General features: G+C 58.0%; 14 protein-coding genes. 3 read left to right on the top strand and 11 right to left on the bottom strand.

Going from position 1 to position 18,005, the window contains the following annotated elements; translation table 11 throughout:
• Nucleotides 1-103 precede the first annotated feature (103 nt).
• From EU557_RS04745 to typA, 5 genes are all read right to left on the bottom strand, one after another.
• The gene (locus EU557_RS04745) at nucleotides 104-1,429 is read right to left on the bottom strand and encodes a TolC family protein (RefSeq protein ID WP_135529244.1); all 1,326 of its coding nucleotides are present in this window, start codon (nucleotides 1,427-1,429) and stop codon (nucleotides 104-106) included.
• A 166-nt stretch (nucleotides 1,430-1,595) separates the two neighbouring features.
• A complete protein-coding gene (locus EU557_RS04740) occupies nucleotides 1,596-2,960 on the bottom strand; it encodes a sensor histidine kinase (RefSeq protein WP_135529243.1) in 1,365 nt (454 codons plus the stop codon).
• A complete protein-coding gene (locus tag EU557_RS04735; RefSeq protein WP_135529242.1) occupies nucleotides 2,957-3,637 on the bottom strand; it encodes a response regulator in 681 nt (226 codons plus the stop codon). Before EU557_RS04735 ends, EU557_RS04740 begins: the two co-directional genes overlap by 4 nt.
• A 179-nt stretch (nucleotides 3,638-3,816) precedes the next feature.
• Nucleotides 3,817-4,770, bottom strand: coding sequence for a hypothetical protein (locus EU557_RS04730; RefSeq protein WP_167855086.1), 954 nt, complete (start codon nucleotides 4,768-4,770; stop codon nucleotides 3,817-3,819).
• Between the two features lie 114 nt (nucleotides 4,771-4,884).
• Nucleotides 4,885-6,693 (bottom strand): translational GTPase TypA, encoded by a 1,809-nt coding sequence (gene typA, locus EU557_RS04725; RefSeq protein ID WP_135529240.1) that lies wholly within the window; start codon nucleotides 6,691-6,693, stop codon nucleotides 4,885-4,887.
• Between the two features lie 257 nt (nucleotides 6,694-6,950).
• Here typA and msrB point away from each other — a divergent pair, with 257 nt between their 5' ends.
• From msrB to EU557_RS04710, 3 genes are all read left to right on the top strand, one after another.
• A complete protein-coding gene (msrB, locus tag EU557_RS04720; RefSeq protein ID WP_135529239.1) occupies nucleotides 6,951-7,526 on the top strand; it encodes a peptide-methionine (R)-S-oxide reductase MsrB in 576 nt (191 codons plus the stop codon).
• 207 nt (nucleotides 7,527-7,733) lie between these two features.
• Nucleotides 7,734-8,531, top strand: coding sequence for a DUF3050 domain-containing protein (locus EU557_RS04715; RefSeq protein ID WP_135529238.1), 798 nt, complete (start codon nucleotides 7,734-7,736; stop codon nucleotides 8,529-8,531).
• Nucleotides 8,532-8,705: 174 nt separating this feature from the next.
• Nucleotides 8,706-9,068, top strand: coding sequence for a hypothetical protein (locus tag EU557_RS04710; RefSeq protein ID WP_135529237.1), 363 nt, complete (start codon nucleotides 8,706-8,708; stop codon nucleotides 9,066-9,068).
• On the opposite strand, the gene EU557_RS04705 is transcribed toward EU557_RS04710, so the two are convergent.
• The 6 genes from EU557_RS04705 to kdpA form a co-directional block, all read right to left on the bottom strand.
• Nucleotides 9,061-10,827 (bottom strand): ATP-binding protein, encoded by a 1,767-nt coding sequence (locus EU557_RS04705; protein ID WP_135529236.1) that lies wholly within the window; start codon nucleotides 10,825-10,827, stop codon nucleotides 9,061-9,063. The genes EU557_RS04710 and EU557_RS04705 overlap by 8 nt on opposite strands.
• Before the next feature lie 237 nt (nucleotides 10,828-11,064).
• A complete protein-coding gene (locus EU557_RS04700; RefSeq protein ID WP_135529235.1) occupies nucleotides 11,065-12,246 on the bottom strand; it encodes a sensor protein KdpD in 1,182 nt (393 codons plus the stop codon).
• A 17-nt stretch (nucleotides 12,247-12,263) separates the two neighbouring features.
• Nucleotides 12,264-13,397, bottom strand: a complete 1,134-nt coding sequence (locus tag EU557_RS04695; RefSeq protein WP_135529234.1) for a porin — start codon at nucleotides 13,395-13,397, stop codon at nucleotides 12,264-12,266.
• A gap of 116 nt (nucleotides 13,398-13,513) precedes the next feature.
• The gene (gene kdpC / locus EU557_RS04690) at nucleotides 13,514-14,083 is read right to left on the bottom strand and encodes a potassium-transporting ATPase subunit KdpC (RefSeq protein WP_135529233.1); all 570 of its coding nucleotides are present in this window, start codon (nucleotides 14,081-14,083) and stop codon (nucleotides 13,514-13,516) included.
• Between the two features lie 58 nt (nucleotides 14,084-14,141).
• On the bottom strand, nucleotides 14,142-16,187 hold the full coding sequence (kdpB, locus tag EU557_RS04685; RefSeq protein WP_135529232.1) for a potassium-transporting ATPase subunit KdpB: 2,046 nt from the start codon (nucleotides 16,185-16,187) through the stop codon (nucleotides 14,142-14,144).
• Between the two features lie 75 nt (nucleotides 16,188-16,262).
• Nucleotides 16,263-17,963, bottom strand: coding sequence for a potassium-transporting ATPase subunit KdpA (gene kdpA, locus EU557_RS04680; protein ID WP_135529231.1), 1,701 nt, complete (start codon nucleotides 17,961-17,963; stop codon nucleotides 16,263-16,265).
• Nucleotides 17,964-18,005: the final 42 nt, after the last annotated feature.

Genomic DNA, 18,005 nt, shown 5'->3' with positions numbered 1-18,005 from the left:
CTAGAAGCAGATAACCACATAAGGTCTGAGGGATAGTGAAGGAGGAGCGCCCGGCCGGCCTGAGCCTGGCCGAGCTAAAATTGAGTGGCGCGGATGGGGCTGCTTACCACGTAAACACGCGGCGGCCGAGGCGCTGATTGAGGCTTTCGAAGGCGTTGAGCTGGTCGGCGCGGGCATCGTTGAGCTGCACCATGTTGTCTTTGTAAGACTCCAAAAAGTCGAGAAACTCCAGCGTGCCGATGGCTTTGCGCTGGTAGCTGGTGAGCACGCCCTCCAGCAGCTTATTGAAGTCGGTGAAGTACTCGCTGGGGAAGCTGGTGGCCAGGCGCTCGGCCTCGGCGGCTTTGGCGTAGGCCTCAGCTACCTCAGTTTCCACCTCCGTAGCGCGCTGGTTCAGCACCTGCTCACTGGCCCGTATCTGAGCCTCCGCCGACTTGATGTTGCCTTGGTTGCGGTTGAACAGCGGCAGCGGCATGCCCACAGTAATTCCCGTGTAGTTCTTGCCCACGGCCCCATTGAAGTCGTAAATGCCGCCCACCGTGAGGTCGGGCACGGCCAGCGACTTTTGCACCAGTAGGTTTTGCTGCTCCTGGCGGGCCGTGGCCTCCGCCGCCCGTAAATCGGGCCGGCTCTCACGGGCAATTTCCAGGGCCTGGGCCAGGGGCAATGCCTCTAAGCGCAGGGTGGTTACCGGATTAACCGTAAGCACCGGCTGGATGGGGCGAGGCGGGCGGCTGCCCAGCAGCAGGTTGAGGGTGGCCTGGTACTCGCTGATGTCATTTACCAGCTCTTTCCGCTCGCTTTCCAAGGAAAACAAAGCGGCTTTCAGGCGCACCACTTCTTTCAGGGCCACGTTGCCGCGCTCCAACTGGGCCTGGTACACCGTGAGGGTGCGCTGCAGGGCCTCGCGCTGGCGCTGGTACACGCCCAGCGTTTGCAGGTCATAGTGGAGCTTCACGAAGTTGCTGCGCAGCTCATACTGCAGGGTGCGCACCAAGTCGTTGAAGTTGTGGCCCTCAATCTCGGTGCCAATGCGCTGATACTCCACGTTCTTGCGGCGCTTGCCGCCCAGCAGAATCAGCTGCTGGTAAGTGGCTACCCACTGCTTGCGGTCCTCGTTAGTCTCGAAGAAGCGGTGGTTATAGGGGTTGTACGCGTTGCGCTCAACAGAAATTTCGGGGTTATCAAACAGGCGCGCCTGCACCTCTTGGGCCTGGGCCGCCGTGATGTTGAACTTCTGAGCCAGCAGCTCAAAGTTGGTGGCCAGGAAGCGTTGCTCGGCCTCCGCCAGGGTCAGGCGAAGCGTATCGGTGGGCTGCGCCACCCCCACGGGCGTAACTAGCGCCGGGGGGGCAACCTTGGCGCGGGTTGGCCCAGGTGCCGCCAGTAAGGCAAGGAATAACAGATTGAAAAACAGATATCTAAGCATGAGTCGCGGAGTAATCCGGAATGTTCATGCAAAGGTACCGGGGCTGGTAAAGCGCTAAATTACAGGGGTATTAGAAGTCCATTAGATCGGTATTAGAAAGCTCGCCAGCTTACTGGCGGGCGCACCTCCCTCACCATCGTCTTTAAACCCCTGCGGCTCTCGGGCGCTAGGCCACTAGCGGCAACACCACGCGCATGGTAGTGCCTTTGTGCAGCTCCGACTCAATTTCCAAGTACCCGCCGTGCAGGGTAATAATCTTCTCGGCTAATGCTAGGCCCACGCCGAACCCCCCGAACGACCGGGCGTTGGTGGCCCGGAAAAACGTCTGCCGGACGTGCGCTAAGTCTTCGGGTGCAATGCCAATGCCGTGGTCGATGACACACAAAGAGACTTGATTGGCTTCGTAGGCCAGGGTGCACACTACGGGGTAGTTGTTGGAAAACTTGCAGGCGTTGCTGATCAGGTTAGTGAGAGCAAGTCGGAACAGATTTCGGTCGCCAGGAATGGTGAGGCGTTCTGCATCTTCAGGCAGCTGCTGCACCTGAATCGAGACCTTGCAGTCCAGCTGTACCACCGATATTTCTTCGCAGGCCTCATACAGTACCTCATCCAGGCGAAGCGAGCCACCTACGGGCAGGGTTGTTTCGTTGGCATCCAGTTGAGCCAGCTGCAAGAGCCGGTTTACAATGTCCTTGAGTTTCTGCGCTTCTATCAGCGAAGAGTGCAGGGCCTCTTGGTACATCTCGGTGGGGCGCGGCCGGTTCAGGATAATATCCATCTGCCCAATCATGGCGGTGAGGGGCGTGCGCAGTTCGTGCGAGGCATTGGAGATAAAGCTCTGCTGCTGCCGAAAAGCAGCCTCCAGGCGCTGAATCATGAGGTTGAAGGTTTCGGCCAGCTCCGTCAGCTCGTCGCGGCCTTGGCCTACGGGTACGCGCAGGTGCAGGTCAGAAGCCCCAATATTGCGAGCGTGCTGCACAATGTGGCGCACCGGCTCCAGCGCACTTTGGGCAAAGATGCGCCCTAGGACAAAGCTCATAGCTAGGCTCACTACCAGCACGCCGGACATCACCAGCCGCAGGTAGGCCAGTCGTTCTAGCCCGTTCACATTGACAGCCGATGCCAAAATTCTAAAGTCGCCCTGGTTGTCGTGGTAGAAGAGGCCTACAGTTTGTCGGTCGTTCTGTATCACCGAGACCTGTCGCTTGCGGAGCAACTGCTGCAACAAGTCATTGGGGAAGCTACTGGGCTGCTCTAGAAACCGGGCATTGCCCTGTGCATCAAAGATGCCCACGTGTTCTTCGGGCAGCTCCTGCATAAAGCGCCTTTGCACCTTTTCCGTGGCGGCTCTACTTTGCTCATCGGCTTCCAGAAACAGGGCCCCTGTAATGCGGGCCCGTTCCAATAGCCGTTGCTCAAACAAGTGTTGAGTGCTTTCTTTCTCCAGGTAATAAATCACGCTCAGCCCCATAGCCATGAGCAAGGCTACCAGCAGCGTAAATTGCAGGGCTAGCCGGGTCCGGATGCTCATGCGCCAGGCTCGTCGCGGAGCACGTAGCCCATGCCTACCACCGTTTGGATCAGCTGGGTGTTAAAGGGCTTATCGACCTTGTTGCGCAGGTAATTGATGTACACATCTACCACGTTGGTGCCCGTATCGAAGTTGAGCGTCCAGACTTTCTCGGCAATTATTGGCCGCGACAAGACCTCGTTTTTGTGCTGAAGTAACAGGTGCAGCAATGCAAATTCGCGGGCAGTGAGCGTAATCAGTTGCCCAGCCCGCCGCACTACTTTCGTGAGGGGATTCAGCTCTAGGTCAGCGGCCACCAACTCATCCGTAGCGCGCGGCCCGGCCCGCCTAACAAGGGCGTGCACGCGGGCCATCAACTCGCGGAAGGCAAACGGCTTTACCACGTAATCATCGGCACCCAACTGAAAGGCTTCCACCTTGTTATCAGTGGTGCCCAAGGCGGTAAGCATCAAAATAGGCACCGTCGCGTCGCGCTGCCGAATCAGCTGGCACAGCTCATACCCATTGAGGTAGGGCAAGCCTACATCAAGCAGAATGATATCGTACCGGTTGCTAAGGGCCAAGTGCTGGCCTACCTTGCCGTCGAACGCTACATCTACCTCGTGCCCATCCTCCTCAAAGCCCATTTTCAGGGTCGAGACTACTTTTAACTCGTCTTCTACCAGGAGGATTTTCATAGGGACTAGAGTGGAAAAAGGGCAACCAAAATGGGCTTACATCATGCCGTAGCGTAATATGGCACCTAGAAGTAATGCCCCCGCAAAGGTACCGGCACTGCCTTCCTGATGGTATTAGAACTCTATTAGATTAGATCGAGCACAGCCACTCGGGAGGTTTTACAACGCAAAGCTGGTGCCTATGGAGCCGGAATATTCAGGGCTGCCAACAGTCCCTGCATCTCCTGGTTAAGCAAATAGACGGCCGACTGTAACTCGTTCAGCATGTCGGCCCGAATCACTAGTTGTTCAGCGGTGTACTGGCCGCCCGACCCAAATAGAAGCGTGGCCAGTTCCTGGCCTGCCTGGGCTTCGGGCTGGGTTAGCTCGCCGTAGTGCTCCCACCGCTTACGGGTGTTATAGGCAATGCTCTGCTTGCCGCTGTTGCTGAAAGCGGGCGTGATAAGCATGTACCACACACTAGGCGGAAAAAGCACAGACGTTGGTTGCTCTCGCCAGACATCAGTCAGCAAATTGCGCGGGTGCATGAATTCCACCGAGTGTCCACCAGTCAATGTCAGCAGGCCCAGCCCCGCCGATAGTAAGCCACCTCCTATACCCAGCGTGTACTGCGCCGCTTTGTTGTCAAGCACAGTGGTGCCAATGCCACTAGATGCCCCAATGCTGATAGAAAGCACATTGAGCCGTTGCGTGCGTCGGTCATCCTGTGTCCGGAGGTAGGTGGCAATTTGGTCGGCACGTTCTCCCTCGCAGTCCAGTTCAGCCGCCACGCTGGCTATGCTGGTGCTTACTAGGGCTATCTGAGCGAGAATACGCTGACGTAGATCCAGCAAAGCTACTTCTTCAGTGAGGGGTGAGTGTTGGCGCTTCTGGTTTTCCAGTGCCACCAGTTGCTGCAAGAGCGGTAGAATACCCACGGCGTTGGCGGTTTGCAACGTGCGCTGCGGATAACGCGCTAAGAGTGCAGGGGTAAGAGCGGCTTCAAAATCACGTACCGGCACAAACGCTGAGTCGTATCGGTAGGGGGTAGGAGGGTCGCAGTAGCCAGCCGCAACGCGCAGGCCAGTAGCCGGGCGCGTACCCACACAGGCAGTAAAGGCAAGCAGGAGAATACAGCAGTAGCGTTTCAGCATATCGTCAGGTAGAAACTTTATTTCCTCGGTTATCAGTGAGGAAACGAGTTGCCCAAAAGCAAAAAGGAGCACAACCATTGGTTGTGCTCCTTTCAGTACGCTGAACTAGAAAAACTAGTCTACTTTCTTGGCCGAGCGCAGACGCTCGTTCTCGTCGAGCAGGATTTTGCGCATCCGCATCGACTTGGGCGTCACCTCCAGGTACTCATCCTTCTGGATGTATTCCATGGCTTCTTCCAGTGAGAACTGACGCTTCGGGATAATCTTGGCGTTGTCGTCGGAGCCGGAAGCACGCATGTTGGTGAGCTTCTTGCCTTTCTGGATGTTGATGGTCAAGTCGTTGGGGCGGGTGTGCTCACCGATAACCTGGCCAGCGTACACTTCCTCACCTGGATCAACGAAGAACTCACCGCGGTCCTGCATCTTATCAATGGTGTATGCAGTGCCAGCACCCGTATCCATCGAAATCAGCGAACCAGAGATACGGCCCGGAATCACGCCTTTGTACGGCTCGTAAGCCGAGAAGCGGTGGTTCATGATGGCCTCACCAGCGGTGGCGGTCAGTACATTGTTACGCAGACCAATCAGGCCACGAGCGGGGATGTTGAACTCCAGGTGCTGCAGGTCGCCCTTGGGCTCCATGATGGTCAGCTCGCCTTTGCGCATCGTCACCAGCTCGATAACCTTACCAGCAGTTTCCTCTGGTACGTCAACTACCAAGTGCTCGATAGGCTCCAGACGGTTGCCGTTCTCGTCTTCACGGAACAGTACCTGGGGCTGGCCTACTTGCAGCTCGAAGCCTTCGCGACGCATGGTCTCGATGAGAACTGACAAGTGAAGAATACCACGGCCGTACACCAGGAACGAATCCTCGCGGTCGGTTTCCTTTACGCGCAGAGCCAGGTTTTTCTCGGTCTCTTTGAACAGACGGTCGCGCAGGTGACGCGAGGTCACGAACTTACCTTCCTTGCCGAAGAACGGCGAGTTGTTGATGGTGAACAGCATGTTCATCGTCGGCTCGTCGATGCTGATAACCGCCAGTGCCTCGGGGTTTTCAGCGTCAGCCAGCGTATCGCCGATGTCGAAGCCTTCGATACCCGTTACGGCGCAGATTTCGCCCGAGCTAACCTCGGCTACTTTCGTGCGGCCCAGGCCTTCGAACACTTGCAGTTCTTTGATTTTAACCTTCTTGATGGTGCCGTCGCGCTTGATCAGGCTCATGTTGGCGCCTTCTTTCAGCGTACCGCGGTGCACGCGGCCGATGGCGATACGGCCCACGAACGACGAGTAGTCGAGCGAGGTAACCTGCATCTGAGGAGTGCCGTCAAGTTGAGGAGCAGCCGGGATAGACTCTACTACTGCGTCGAGCAGCGGAATGATGCTATCGGTTTTGGTTTTCCAGTCGGTGCTCATCCAACCCTGCTTCGACGAGCCGTACAGCGTCACGAAGTCCAGCTGATCTTCCGTAGCACCCAGGTTGAACATAAGGTCGAACACCTGCTCGTGCACCTCGTCGGGACGGCAGTTTTCTTTGTCGACTTTGTTTACCACCACGATGGGCTTCAGGCCCAGGTCGATGGCTTTGCCCAGCACGAAACGGGTCTGGGGCATGGCACCTTCGAAGGCATCGACGAGCAGCAGTACGCCGTCGGCCATCTTCAGTACGCGCTCCACCTCACCACCGAAGTCGGCGTGACCAGGGGTGTCGATGATGTTGATTTTTACGTCTTTATAACGTACCGATACGTTTTTCGAAACGATGGTAATGCCTCGCTCACGCTCCAGGTCATTGTTGTCCAGGATGAGGTCGTCGAACTGCTGGTGCTCGTCGAACAGCTTGGAAGCGTGAATGATCTTGTCCACGAGCGTAGTCTTGCCGTGGTCAACGTGCGCGATGATGGCGATATTGCGAATGTTCTGCATACAAAGGGTTTTCCGGGCGCAAAGGTACGGAATGTTTACCGCAAAAACTTGCGGGTAATTAATTGTTAATGAGCGGGGAAGAAACGGCGCGCGGATAGCAAGACAACTACTTGGGTAGCTGAGGTTCCCCAACGGACTGGCCTAGAACTTTCTGCTGAGCCAAGACCGAACTGTAGACCAGCTCCGTATGTTGTGCAAGTAGCCCGCCTGAGTGCGCTAGGCCACTTCTCTTGAACTTCTTTTTCTCACTACAACCCATGCGTTCTTCCCTTCTGATTGTGCTGCTTTCTGCCCTGACGCTCAACTCCGCCTGCTCGCAAAATAAGAGCAAGCGCGACGCGAAAATGGACCTCGCAGATTCGCCCCGCCCCGTAACCAATCCGTCGGCATCAGCTAAAGCATATCCTAAGCCCAAGCTCGTCACAGGTAAGCCCGACGAATTCCCCGTTCGTAAAACTGATGCGCAGTGGAAAGCCCAGCTTACGCCCGCGCAGTATTTTATTCTGCGGGAGCAGGGCACTGAGCGGCCTTTCGTGAACAAGTATGCCAACAACCACGAGAAGGGCAACTACTACTGCGCCGCCGACCACAACCTGCTGTTCTCCTCCGAAACCAAGTTTGAGTCGGGCACGGGGTGGCCTAGCTTCTGGGCCCCGGCCACCGAAGCCAGCCTGAAAGTAACCGCCGACAACAGCCTGGGCATGAGCCGCGACGAATTGGTGTGCGCTAAGTGCGGTGGCCACCTAGGCCACGTTTTCGATGACGGCCCCAAGCCCACCGGCCAGCGCTACTGCATGGACTCCGATGGCATGATCTTCGAAAAGACGAAGTAACAGTGTGTCATTCCGAGCGGTAGCGAGAAATTTGAATTAGCCTCTAGGCCTATAGCCTGATTCCATTTCTCATGCTTGATGCGCGACATGCTCGGAATGATAGCTCAACTGTAATTTTGTGGCGGCCCGCTGGCAATCCAAGCCGGCGGGCCGTTTCGTTTGTTGTGGCCTAAAGCGAAAGCTCAGCCGTATTTTTCTCTTTGCCTTATGTCAACTCAAGTTCATTCTGATTCGATTGCCGAGCTGCAAGATGCCTTAGCACCGGCCCGCGAGCAGCTTGTGGCCCATGGTGTATACCAGTCGTTGCACTCGCTGGAAGATTTGCGCGTGTTTATGCAGCATCACGTGTTTGCGGTGTGGGATTTTATGTCCTTGCTGAAAGCCTTGCAGCGGGAGCTGACCTGCGTGGAGGTGCCGTGGGTGCCGCGCGGCAACCCCGCCACGCGTCGCCTCATCAACGACATTGTGCTGGAAGAAGAAACCGACGTAGACCCCGAGGGCAACCCCGCCAGCCACTTCGAGCTCTACCTGCGCTCCATGCGCGAGTGCGGCGCCGATACCGCGCCCATTGAACGCCTGCTGGCTGCCCTGGCCGAAGGCCCTTCCGTAGGCCAGGCGCTGGAGCAGGCCCAGGCGCCCGCCTCGGTGCGGGAGTTCGTGCTGGATACATTCCGCATCATTGAGTCGGGCAAACCGCACGCCGTGGCGGCGGCCTTCACCTTTGGCCGCGAAGATGTAATTCCCGACATGTTCCGCCACTTGGTAGGCGACCTGAGCCAGCGTTTCCCTGGTCAGCTTGATACGTTCACCTACTACCTCAACCGCCACATTCAGCTGGATGAGGAGGTGCACACTCCACTGGCCCAGCAAATGGTGCGCGACCTGTGCGGCAATGATGCGGAGCGTTGGCAGGAAAGCCAGGAAGTAGCCACCCGCTGCATGCAGGCCCGCGTGGCTCTCTGGGATGGGATTCGCGAAGCTCTAGGCCAGCCTAAAGTGGCATAGAGCAGGCCCGGAACTGTCATTGCGAGCGTAGCGAGGAATATGGGTCAAACCATTAGAAGGCAAACCAGATTCCTCCCGCGGCTCGCAATGAAAACTTACGCCAACTTACCAGCGCCACGGCGCGTTGTAGCAAGAGCTCATCCACTGCCGGATGGGCTCTTGTTGTATTGTGTGATGAAGTTTCGAGTTCTGTTCCGTCCGCTGCGTGCGCTGGTGCCATTACTAGGCCTGTGGCTATCTGCCTGCACTGCCACGCAGGAAAGCGCGGAGGAGCGCCCAGGGCGCCTACCCACGGAAATCCGCACCGATGCCGACCGCCAGGCGGCTTACAATAGCGGTGCCGGCTACGGCGGCTCCGTGCCAGATGCCACGCCCGGCCGCGTCCCAATCCGGGAGCAGGCTAGTGGTATCAACTCCCGCAAGCGCCCCGAGAGCCTAAACACCAACGACAATAACAACACGACTCCAGAAACCCGATTGCGGCGGCTCAATGGCGCTGCGGTGGATACCGTGCGCCTGCCCGTGGCACCTAACTAACCAGGGGTAGCGTGAAGCAGAAAGTACTGCCCGTGCCCAATTCGCTTTCTACCCATAACCGGCCGCCCTGGCTGGTAATAAACTCGCGAGCAATGCTCAACCCTAAGCCAGAGCCACCACGGTAGCCGGTTTTGTCCGGAATTTGGGCAAAGCGCTGAAAAATTCGGTCGTGGTGCTCGGCGGCAATACCAGGTCCGCGGTCTTGCACGCACACTTGCACCAGCGCCCCCGCTACCTCGGCCCGTACGATGAGGCTTTCGCCCGTAGGGGAGTAGCGAATAGCGTTAGCAAGCAAGTTGATAAGCACCCAGGTAGTTTTTTCAACGTCGGCGTAGGCCTGGGGCAGGTTAGGAGGGAGGTCGATTTCCAGGCGCAGCTGCTTGTCATCCAGTTGCGCCTGCACCGTATCGGTGGCGTAGCGTACCACTTGGCCCAGATCAGTGGGGTGTACATTAAGCTGAATACCGGCACCGGCATCGAGGCGAGACACATCCAATAGCTCACTTACCATGCGCTGCAAGCGCTGCGTTTCCTGCCGAATGCTACTAGTAATGCGCTGGCGCTCGTCGGCGGGCACGCGCTCATCCTGCAGCAGACGCAGGTTGATGTTCATACTCGATAAAGGCGTTTTCAGCTCGTGCGATACGGTAGCCAGGAAGTTTGATTTCACTTGGTCCAGCCGCTTAAAGTCAGACACGTTGCGCAGGGCCAGTATGTGGCCTACGAACTGCATTTCATCGGCGGCCTTATTGAACGAGACAATGTCGTGGACGGTGAGGCGGAAGTACGCTTCCTCGTTGTTCTGCGTGATGGTGAACAGCGGCGCTTCGGCCAGGGCCTGCTGGCGGCGCGGCGCCTCCAGGGGCGTCAGCAAAGACCGGAGCAGGTCGTTCTGTGTCGCCAGTTCATCAGCGGGCTGCCCTACCAGCTGAGCAACCGGCACGCCCAGCAGCTCGGCGGCCGTAGGGTTGGCCAGCAAAATGCGCCGGTGCTGGTCGATGAGCAACAGGCCTTCATCGAGGCTGTTCACTAAGCTTTCCATTCGGTTGCGCTCCGTAATCAGGTCGGCAGTGGTGGATGAGCGGAACTCCTGCAGCCGCATCAGTAAGTTGTTGAAGGCACTGGCTACGGTGCCAAACTCGTCGTGGCTTTCTACGGGGATGGTCTGGTGATAATTGCCCTGGCTGGCGTGCCGGATGGCGGCTGTTACTTTGCGCAGTGGCGTTACGGCGGCTTCGGGTACGCTCAGTACCAGGCCCAGGCCTACCAGCAGGGCCAGAGAAATGCAGGCCAGCAGGTAGTGGCTGGCACGCTCAGTGGCTTGATTAGAGGCGGAATTCTTCGTGGTGAGGGCCCGCACGTTCAGGTCAATCATGCGGTGAGTCTGGGTCCGCAGTTCTTCCAGTTGGGTTTGCTGAGCTGCGGCCGGAGCCGTCGCTATGAGTTGCTGGTAGGCAGCCAGATTATGCGTCAGGGAGTCAACTAAAGCCTGCTCGCCGGGCTCAGTGAGGTTGCCGGCCTCACGGGTCAGGGCCCGCTCAAACCGGGGCAGCGCATCGGGGGCCGTCGGGGCCGTTTCCATCTTGTCGAGGGCCCGCAGCATCTGCTGGCCCAGCTCAATGGTGTAGAAGTTCGCCCGCAGAACCGTGCGTGAATTGGCATCGAGCCGCTGCACCGCATAGTAGGCGTAGCCGCCAATAATCAGCAATAGCGCCAGCATGGCCACGAAGCCCAAGGTAATTTTGGTTTTGAGTTGCATGACGCAGAAATCTTGATTGTCAGGCGAAGAAAGAGCAGCAGAACGGTTGGTTAGAGCTTGTTGACAGTAGCCTGAAATCGTGTTCTTAAATTTTCTAGCCCGTCATGCTGAGCGAAGCTGAAGCATTTCTACCTCCAGCTAATTACTGGCCTAGAAAAGCGGTAGAGATGCTTCGGTCTTTGGCTTGATGCGCCACATGCTCAGCATGACAGTCTGGTTGCTTGCCGTCCACACTCTTCAGTACGTGACCAAAAAAATGTCGAGCTCCAGGCCAGAACGGGCCACCGCCCGCACCAAGTCCTGCGTGACGCTCCGGTGGCTGATTTTCTCCCACAGGTCTTTCTCGCCCGTGACGCCGCACACGAGCAGCGTGGCGTTTTTCTCGCGGGCCACCCGCTGAATGGCCCCCACCACGTCGTCGTCTTTTACGCGCAAAATTTGGGCGCCCAGCTCGGTAGCCAGCTGCAGGTTGCCCAGCAAGTGGCGTTGCGTGGCCAGCCCAATCCGCTCCGCCGATTCGCGCGTGGTCTGCACGTAGAGCACGTACCAGGCCGCGGCCGAAAGGCGGTCGGCGAGGCGGGAGGTTTTGCGGATGATTTCCTTGGCCGCGGCGGCGTTGGAGTTGATGCAGGCCAGAAGTCGGTCGGTGGTGCGGCGCTCCGGTGCCACCGGCGCGGCCCCACCCGCGTCCGACTCAATCTGGTGGCCTAGCAGCAACGATACTTCCCGCACGGCCAGCTGCCGCAACTGCAGCAGGTTATCGGGCCGGAAAAACCCTTGCAAGGCCGTGGGTACTTTCTGTGGGTCGTAGATTTTCCCTTCTTCCAGGCGAGCCCGTAGCTCGCCCACCGTCAGGTCTACGTTTACTACCTCATCGGCCTGCTTGAGCAGCAGGTCGGGCACGCGCTCTGTCACGTCGATGCCCGTGATGCGCAGCACCTGGTCGTGCAGGCTTTCCAGGTGCTGCACGTTCAAGGCCGTAATCACCGAAATCCCCGCCTTTACTAGTTCTTCCACGTCTTGCCAGCGCTTGTCATGCTGCGAGCCGGGCACGTTGGAGTGGGCTAGCTCATCTACTACCACTACGGCCGGCCGGCGCTGCACAATGGCCGCCACATCCATTTCTTCGAGGGCGCGGCCCTTATAAAACAGCGTTTTGCGGGGCACCTGGGGCAAGTCGCGCACCTGGGCCACGGTTTCGCGCCGACTGTGGGTTTCGATGTAGCCCAACACCACATCTACGCCGTGCTGGCGCAGCTCGTGGGCTTCCTGCAACATGCGGTAGGTTTTGCCTACGCCCGCGGCTAGCCCCAGGTACACTTTCAGCCGCCCCCGGCGCTTCTGTTGCACCAGCCGCAGAAACCTCTCCGCCGAATGGTCGCGCGTGTTGTCAGCAGATAGATCGTCGGGCGGTGTCATGAGCGGGTAAGAGTGGCCTAGAACGACAGGGCAATGCTGGAGGTAATGTTGCCGTAGTTGTTGGTAGGCTGGCCGTTACGATCCGTCAGAAAATTCTGGCCCGAGTGAAACACGCGGCCTTCTACCCGGAATGCCACGTTGCTGGTGGGGAGGTAGTCGAGGTTGAGAGAGGCCGACTTCACGTTGAAGTTGGCGTCGGTGGCGTTGGGCGAGATGGAGTTGATAATGACGCCGTGGTCGGCGTAGTAGTACTCGGCGCGGCCGGCGGCGGCCCATTTGTCGGCCAGCTTGTAGCGCACAAAGGCGGCACCGGTGTGCCAAGTATCAGCTTTGCTGCCGCGGGTGACTTTTTCCTGCTTGCCCACGTCAAACACGCCCGCCACACTTAGGCGGTCGGTGGCGGCGTAGCTAATGTAGAAATCGTGGTAGTAGCGGCGACGCTTCGTTAGGTCCTGAGGCTGCTCGTTGCCGTAGAACGTGCTGCTGTTGATGAGCAGCTTATCCGTGGGTTTCCACTGAATTTGGGTGCCCACAGCTTTCTTCTGGTTGTTCTCCCGGATGTTCTGCCAGCCATTCAGCACCAGCGCCGTCAGCGTCAGCTTGGGGTCAACTTCGTAGGTGAAGCGCGCCCCGGCTTCGTAATAAGGCGAGTTTTCGGCCATCAGAGAGCGAGTAAGGGTCCAGTTGTCTTTGCTTAGGGCTGACTCGAAGCCGATGTGAGAGCCAAAGATGCCTACATCTAGCCAGGCTTTTTCAAACGGCCGAAAGCCCGCGTAGGCCTCATAAATGTGCTTGAATACATGGTCTTCATTGGCATAGTTGGCCGCCACGTAAGTACCCGCGTGCAGGCCTAATGCCCCCCGTACCTGCCCATTATCATAGCGCATCCCGAGCACAGCATTGTTCACCGTAAACTCGTTTTGGCGGTTGTGAGAGTATAGGAAGCCGGGCCGTGTATTGGAAGCCGCGTGCTTGATATCGTAGCCGTAATATCCATCCACAAACCCATATGTGGTGAGCGGTTTGGCAGTGGCCTCAACGGGAGCCACAGCCGGCGGTACTGCCAGGGTGGAATCAGTAGTTGGGGTGGTTTGAGCCACTACGGCGGAAGCGCTGAGCAGGCCTAGGGCGAGAAGCGAAAGAGCTTTCATGAGAAGAGGACGCCGCAAATCAGTTGTTTGCCAGCGCGAAGAAGGGAGAAATAGCTGTAGCGTAACGATGCGCTAAAGCAACAGAATAAATATTGAATGCAATACCACCTAGGCCCCTACCGGCCTTGCAGGGAATCGAGGGCCAGGTTCAGACGCAGCACGTTCACTTTGGCGGGACCGAAGAATACAATGAGCGGCTCTTCTACCTGAGCAGCCACCAGCGCCCGAACTTGGGCAATGGGCAAGTTCCGCAAGCGCGCTACCCGCTCTATTTGCGCATAAGCCCCAGCTGGCGAGAGGTGTGGGTCGAGGCCGGAGCCGCTGGCCGAAACCAGCTCCGCGGGTACATCTGCACGCTTTATAGTGGGGTTCTGGCTCAGAAACGCCTCCACTCGGGTGTGCACCGTAGCTAGGTACTCGGGGTTACTGGGGCCTTTGTTGGAGCCACCCGAGCCATCGGCGGCATAGTTCACGGCGGAGGGGCGGGAGTTGAAGTATTCGGGCCGGTCGAACTTCTGGCCTACGTTGGCAAAGCCGACTACCCGGCCGTTGTGCGTCAGCTGCACGCCCTGGCCGTGGCCGGGCACTATTTGGGCCGCGCTCCACACCAGCGCCGGGTATATGAGGCAGCACAGCACGAGCATGGCTGCGGAAAGCCGAAGCGCCGGAAAAAAATGCGTTTTCATGAGGTAAGAGGGAATGATGGGGTAAGCGGCGAAGGCCGCAATGCAAATCGGCGGTTGGCTACACAAACACGCCCACCAGCAGGTCAATCAGCTTGATGCCAATGAAGGGGACCAGCACCCCGCCCAGGCCATATACCAGCAAGTTGCGGCGCAGCAGCGCCGAGGCACCAATGGGCTTGTAGGCCACACCGCGCAGGGCCAGCGGCACCAGCGCCGGAATAATGAGGGCGTTGAAAATCACGGCCGACAGAATAGCCGACTGCGGCGAGTGCAGGCCCATGATATTCAGGGCGCGCAGGCTCGGAATGGCCACCATAAACAAGGCCGGCACAATGGCGAAGTACTTGGCCACGTCGTTGGCGATGGAGAAGGTAGTGAGCGTGCCACGGGTCATGAGCAGCTGCTTCCCAATTTCCACTACCTCAATGAGCTTGGTGGGGTCGTTGTCGAGGTCGACCATGTTGCCAGCTTCCTTGGCGGCCTGGGTACCGGAGTTCATAGCTACTCCCACATCGGCCTGGGCCAGGGCGGGGGCGTCATTAGTGCCGTCGCCCATCATGGCTACCAGTTTGCCTTCCTGCTGCTCCCGCCGGATGTAGGTCATCTTGTCTTCGGGCTTGGCTTCGGCAATGAAGTCATCAACGCCGGCCTTTTCCGCAATGAATCGGGCCGTGAGCGGGTTGTCGCCGGTCACCATCACCGTCTTTATACCCATGTTGCGCAGGCGCTCAAACCGCTCCTGAATGCCAGGCTTAATAATATCCTGCAACTCTACTACGCCCAGCACCCGGTCGTTTTCGCTTACCACCAAGGGCGTACCGCCGTTGCTGGCAATGGTTTCCACACGCTGGGTGGTTTCCTGCGGGAAGGGCTGGTTGGCTTTGTTGACAAGCTGCCGGATGGCGTCGGAAGCGCCTTTGCGGATGCGTAGGCCACTGGTCAATGTCACACCGCTGCTGCGGGTTTCGGCCGTGAATTTGATCAACTCAGCGCCTTGCAGGCGCGGCTGCAGAACCTCGGGGCTCACCTGTTGTTCGCGGGCCAGCTCCACAATGCTCTTGCCCTCGGGCGTTTCGTCGGTGAGGGAGGAAAGGGTGGCAAATTCGATGAACTGCCGCTCGTCTACGCCGGGGGCAGGCCAGAAGTGGGTGGCTTTGCGGTTGCCAATGGTGATAGTGCCGGTCTTATCCAGCAGCAGCACGTCGATGTCGCCGGCGGTTTCCACGGCTTTGCCGCTCTTGGTAATCACATTGGCCCGCAGGGCGCGGTCCATGCCAGCAATACCGATGGCCGAGAGCAGCCCGCCAATGGTGGTCGGAATCAGACATACGAACAAGGCAATAAAGGCCGAAATAGCAATGGGCGTGCGGGAGTACTCCGCGAAGGGCTGCAAGGTCACGCACACTAGCACGAACACCAGCGTGAAGCCCGCCAGCAGAATGGTGAGGGCAATTTCATTGGGCGTTTTCTGCCGTGAGGCGCCCTCCACCAGGGCAATCATCTTGTCTAGGAACGACTCGCCGGGGGCCGTCGTCACTACTACCTTAATGCGGTCTGATAACACCTTGGTGCCGCCCGTCACCGATGACTTATCGCCGCCAGCTTCCCGGATTACCGGCGCCGACTCGCCCGTAATGGCCGACTCGTCGATGGTAGCTAGGCCTTCGATGATTTCCCCATCGGTGGGAATGATTTCGCCGGCTTCTACCAGAAACATCTGGCCTTTTTGTAGCTGCGACGATGAAACAGAGCTGATGTTGCCTTTTTCATCGATAACGCGGGCCGGCGTTTCTTCGCGGGTTTTGCGCAAACTTTCGGCCTGGGCTTTGCCGCGGGCCTCAGCAATGGCCTCAGCAAAATTGGCGAACAGCAAGGTCAGGAACAGGACCACAAATACGGTGAAGTTGTACCCGAACGAGCCCTGCGTGGCATCGGGGTTCACCAGCAGGCCTAGCGTCACGAGCAGCATGACTACCGTTCCAATTTCCACGGTGAACATCACCGGGTTGCGGAACATCACGCGCGGGTCCAGCTTCACGAAGGCCTGCTTTACGGCCTCAGAAACCAGCGCGGGTTGAAAGAGAGATTGTTCTTTGGAAGACATGAGAGGGTAGAACTCAGAGGGTAAAACCTAGAGCTAGGAGGTAAAACGAGGGAAAAAACTCCGCTCTAAGACGGCCTAATACAGGCTAAAATGCTCGGCCAGTGGGCCTAGGGCTAGGGCAGGAAAGAAGGCCAGGGCCGCCACAATGATGATGACAGTTAGTACCATCACCCCGAAGGTGGCGGTGTCGGCGCGCAGGGTGCCGGCGCTTTCCGGGATGTACTTTTTGCTGGCAAGCAGCCCCGCAATAGCTACCGGCCCGATGATGGGCAGGAAACGCGAGAGCAGTAGCACTACGCCCGTGCTGATGTTCCAGAACGGTGTGTTGTCGCCGAGGCCTTCGAAGCCAGACCCGTTGTTGGCCGAGGAGGACGTAAACTCATAGAGCAGCTCCGAGAAGCCATGGAAGCCGGGGTTAGCCAGCCAGCCAGCATATTCGGTGGGGTTGCCGGCGTAAGTGTGGGCGGCCAGTGCTGTGCCCCCCAAAATCAGCAGCGGGTGCAGCAGCGTGACGATGACGGCAATCTTCATTTCCCGGGCCTCAATTTTCTTTCCCAAGAACTCCGGGGTGCGGCCCACCATCAGGCCGGCAATGAACACGGCAATAATGAGGTAGGCAAAGAAGTTGAGCAGGCCTACACCGCAACCACCGTAGAAGGCGTTGGTCATCATGCCCAGCAATTGGCTCATTCCCGAAAGCGGCATAAAGGAGTCGTGCATGGAATTGACCGACCCGCAACTGATAACCGTGTTGGTGATACTCCAGTAAGCAGATGCCGCCGCGCCAAAGCGCATTTCCTTGCCTTCTAATGCTCCTAAGCTCTGGCTGATTCCTATGCTGGAAATGGCGGGGTTGCCATGCAGCTCGTAATACACCGTAGGGGCAAGCAACGCCAGAAAGCCAATGGTCATCACCCCAAAAATCATGTAGGCCAGGCGGGGGCGCTTTAGGTAAAAGCCCAGCGCGAACACCATGGGCATAGGGATCAGGGCCAGCGCAACGTTTTCAACAGCGTTGGTGAAGTAGTTGGGGTTTTCGAGCGGGTGAGCAGAATTAGCTCCGAAGAAGCCGCCCCCATTGGTACCTAGCTCCTTAATAGCCACCAGAGCTGCCACCGGGCCCCGGCTCACGGCTACCGAATCTCCCTGCAGCGTAACCAGTTGCTGCTTGCCATGCAGCGTCATGGGTGAGCCGTTAAAAGCCAGAAGTACTCCGATAACCACGCACAAGGGCAACAGCAAGCGCGTAATACTCTTGACGAAGTAGTTGTAAAAGTTGCCTAGCTTCTCGGTGCTGCGGTTTTGTAGGGCATTAAATACCACCACGGCGGCCGCTAGGCCCGTAGCCGCCGTCACGAACTGCAAAAACATGATGACCACAATCTGCGAGAGATAAGTCAGGCCCGACTCGCCGGAGTAGTGCTGCAGGTTGCAGTTTACCAGAAAGGAAATAGCCGTGTTAAAAGCTAAATCCGGCGACATGGAGGCGTTACCATCAGGATTTAGCGGCAGGCTGCCTTGGGTGCAAAGCACCAACATGGCCCAAAAGAACCACACCAGGTTGATGGTGAGCAGCGCTAGTAGGTGCTGTTGCCAGCTCATTTCTTTTGCGGGATTGATACCCGCCACGCGAAACAGGCCGCGTTCCAGCGGAGCCAGGAAATCGGTGGGGGTACGGTCGCCGCGGTACATGGCCGCCAGGTAGTGGCCTAGCGGAATAGCCAGCGCCACCGTAGCCAGAAATATGGTGGCAATGCCGAGAAGTTCAGTGTTCATGTAAGATTAGGTAAGTAGTCGGCTGGCGCTGAAAGGATAGTC

This window comes from Hymenobacter wooponensis (assembly GCF_004745865.1).
GTDB classification, from domain to species: domain Bacteria; phylum Bacteroidota; class Bacteroidia; order Cytophagales; family Hymenobacteraceae; genus Hymenobacter; species Hymenobacter wooponensis.
Note: the sequence above shows the minus strand (reverse complement) of the source record. Positions and strands in the feature narration are given on the sequence as shown.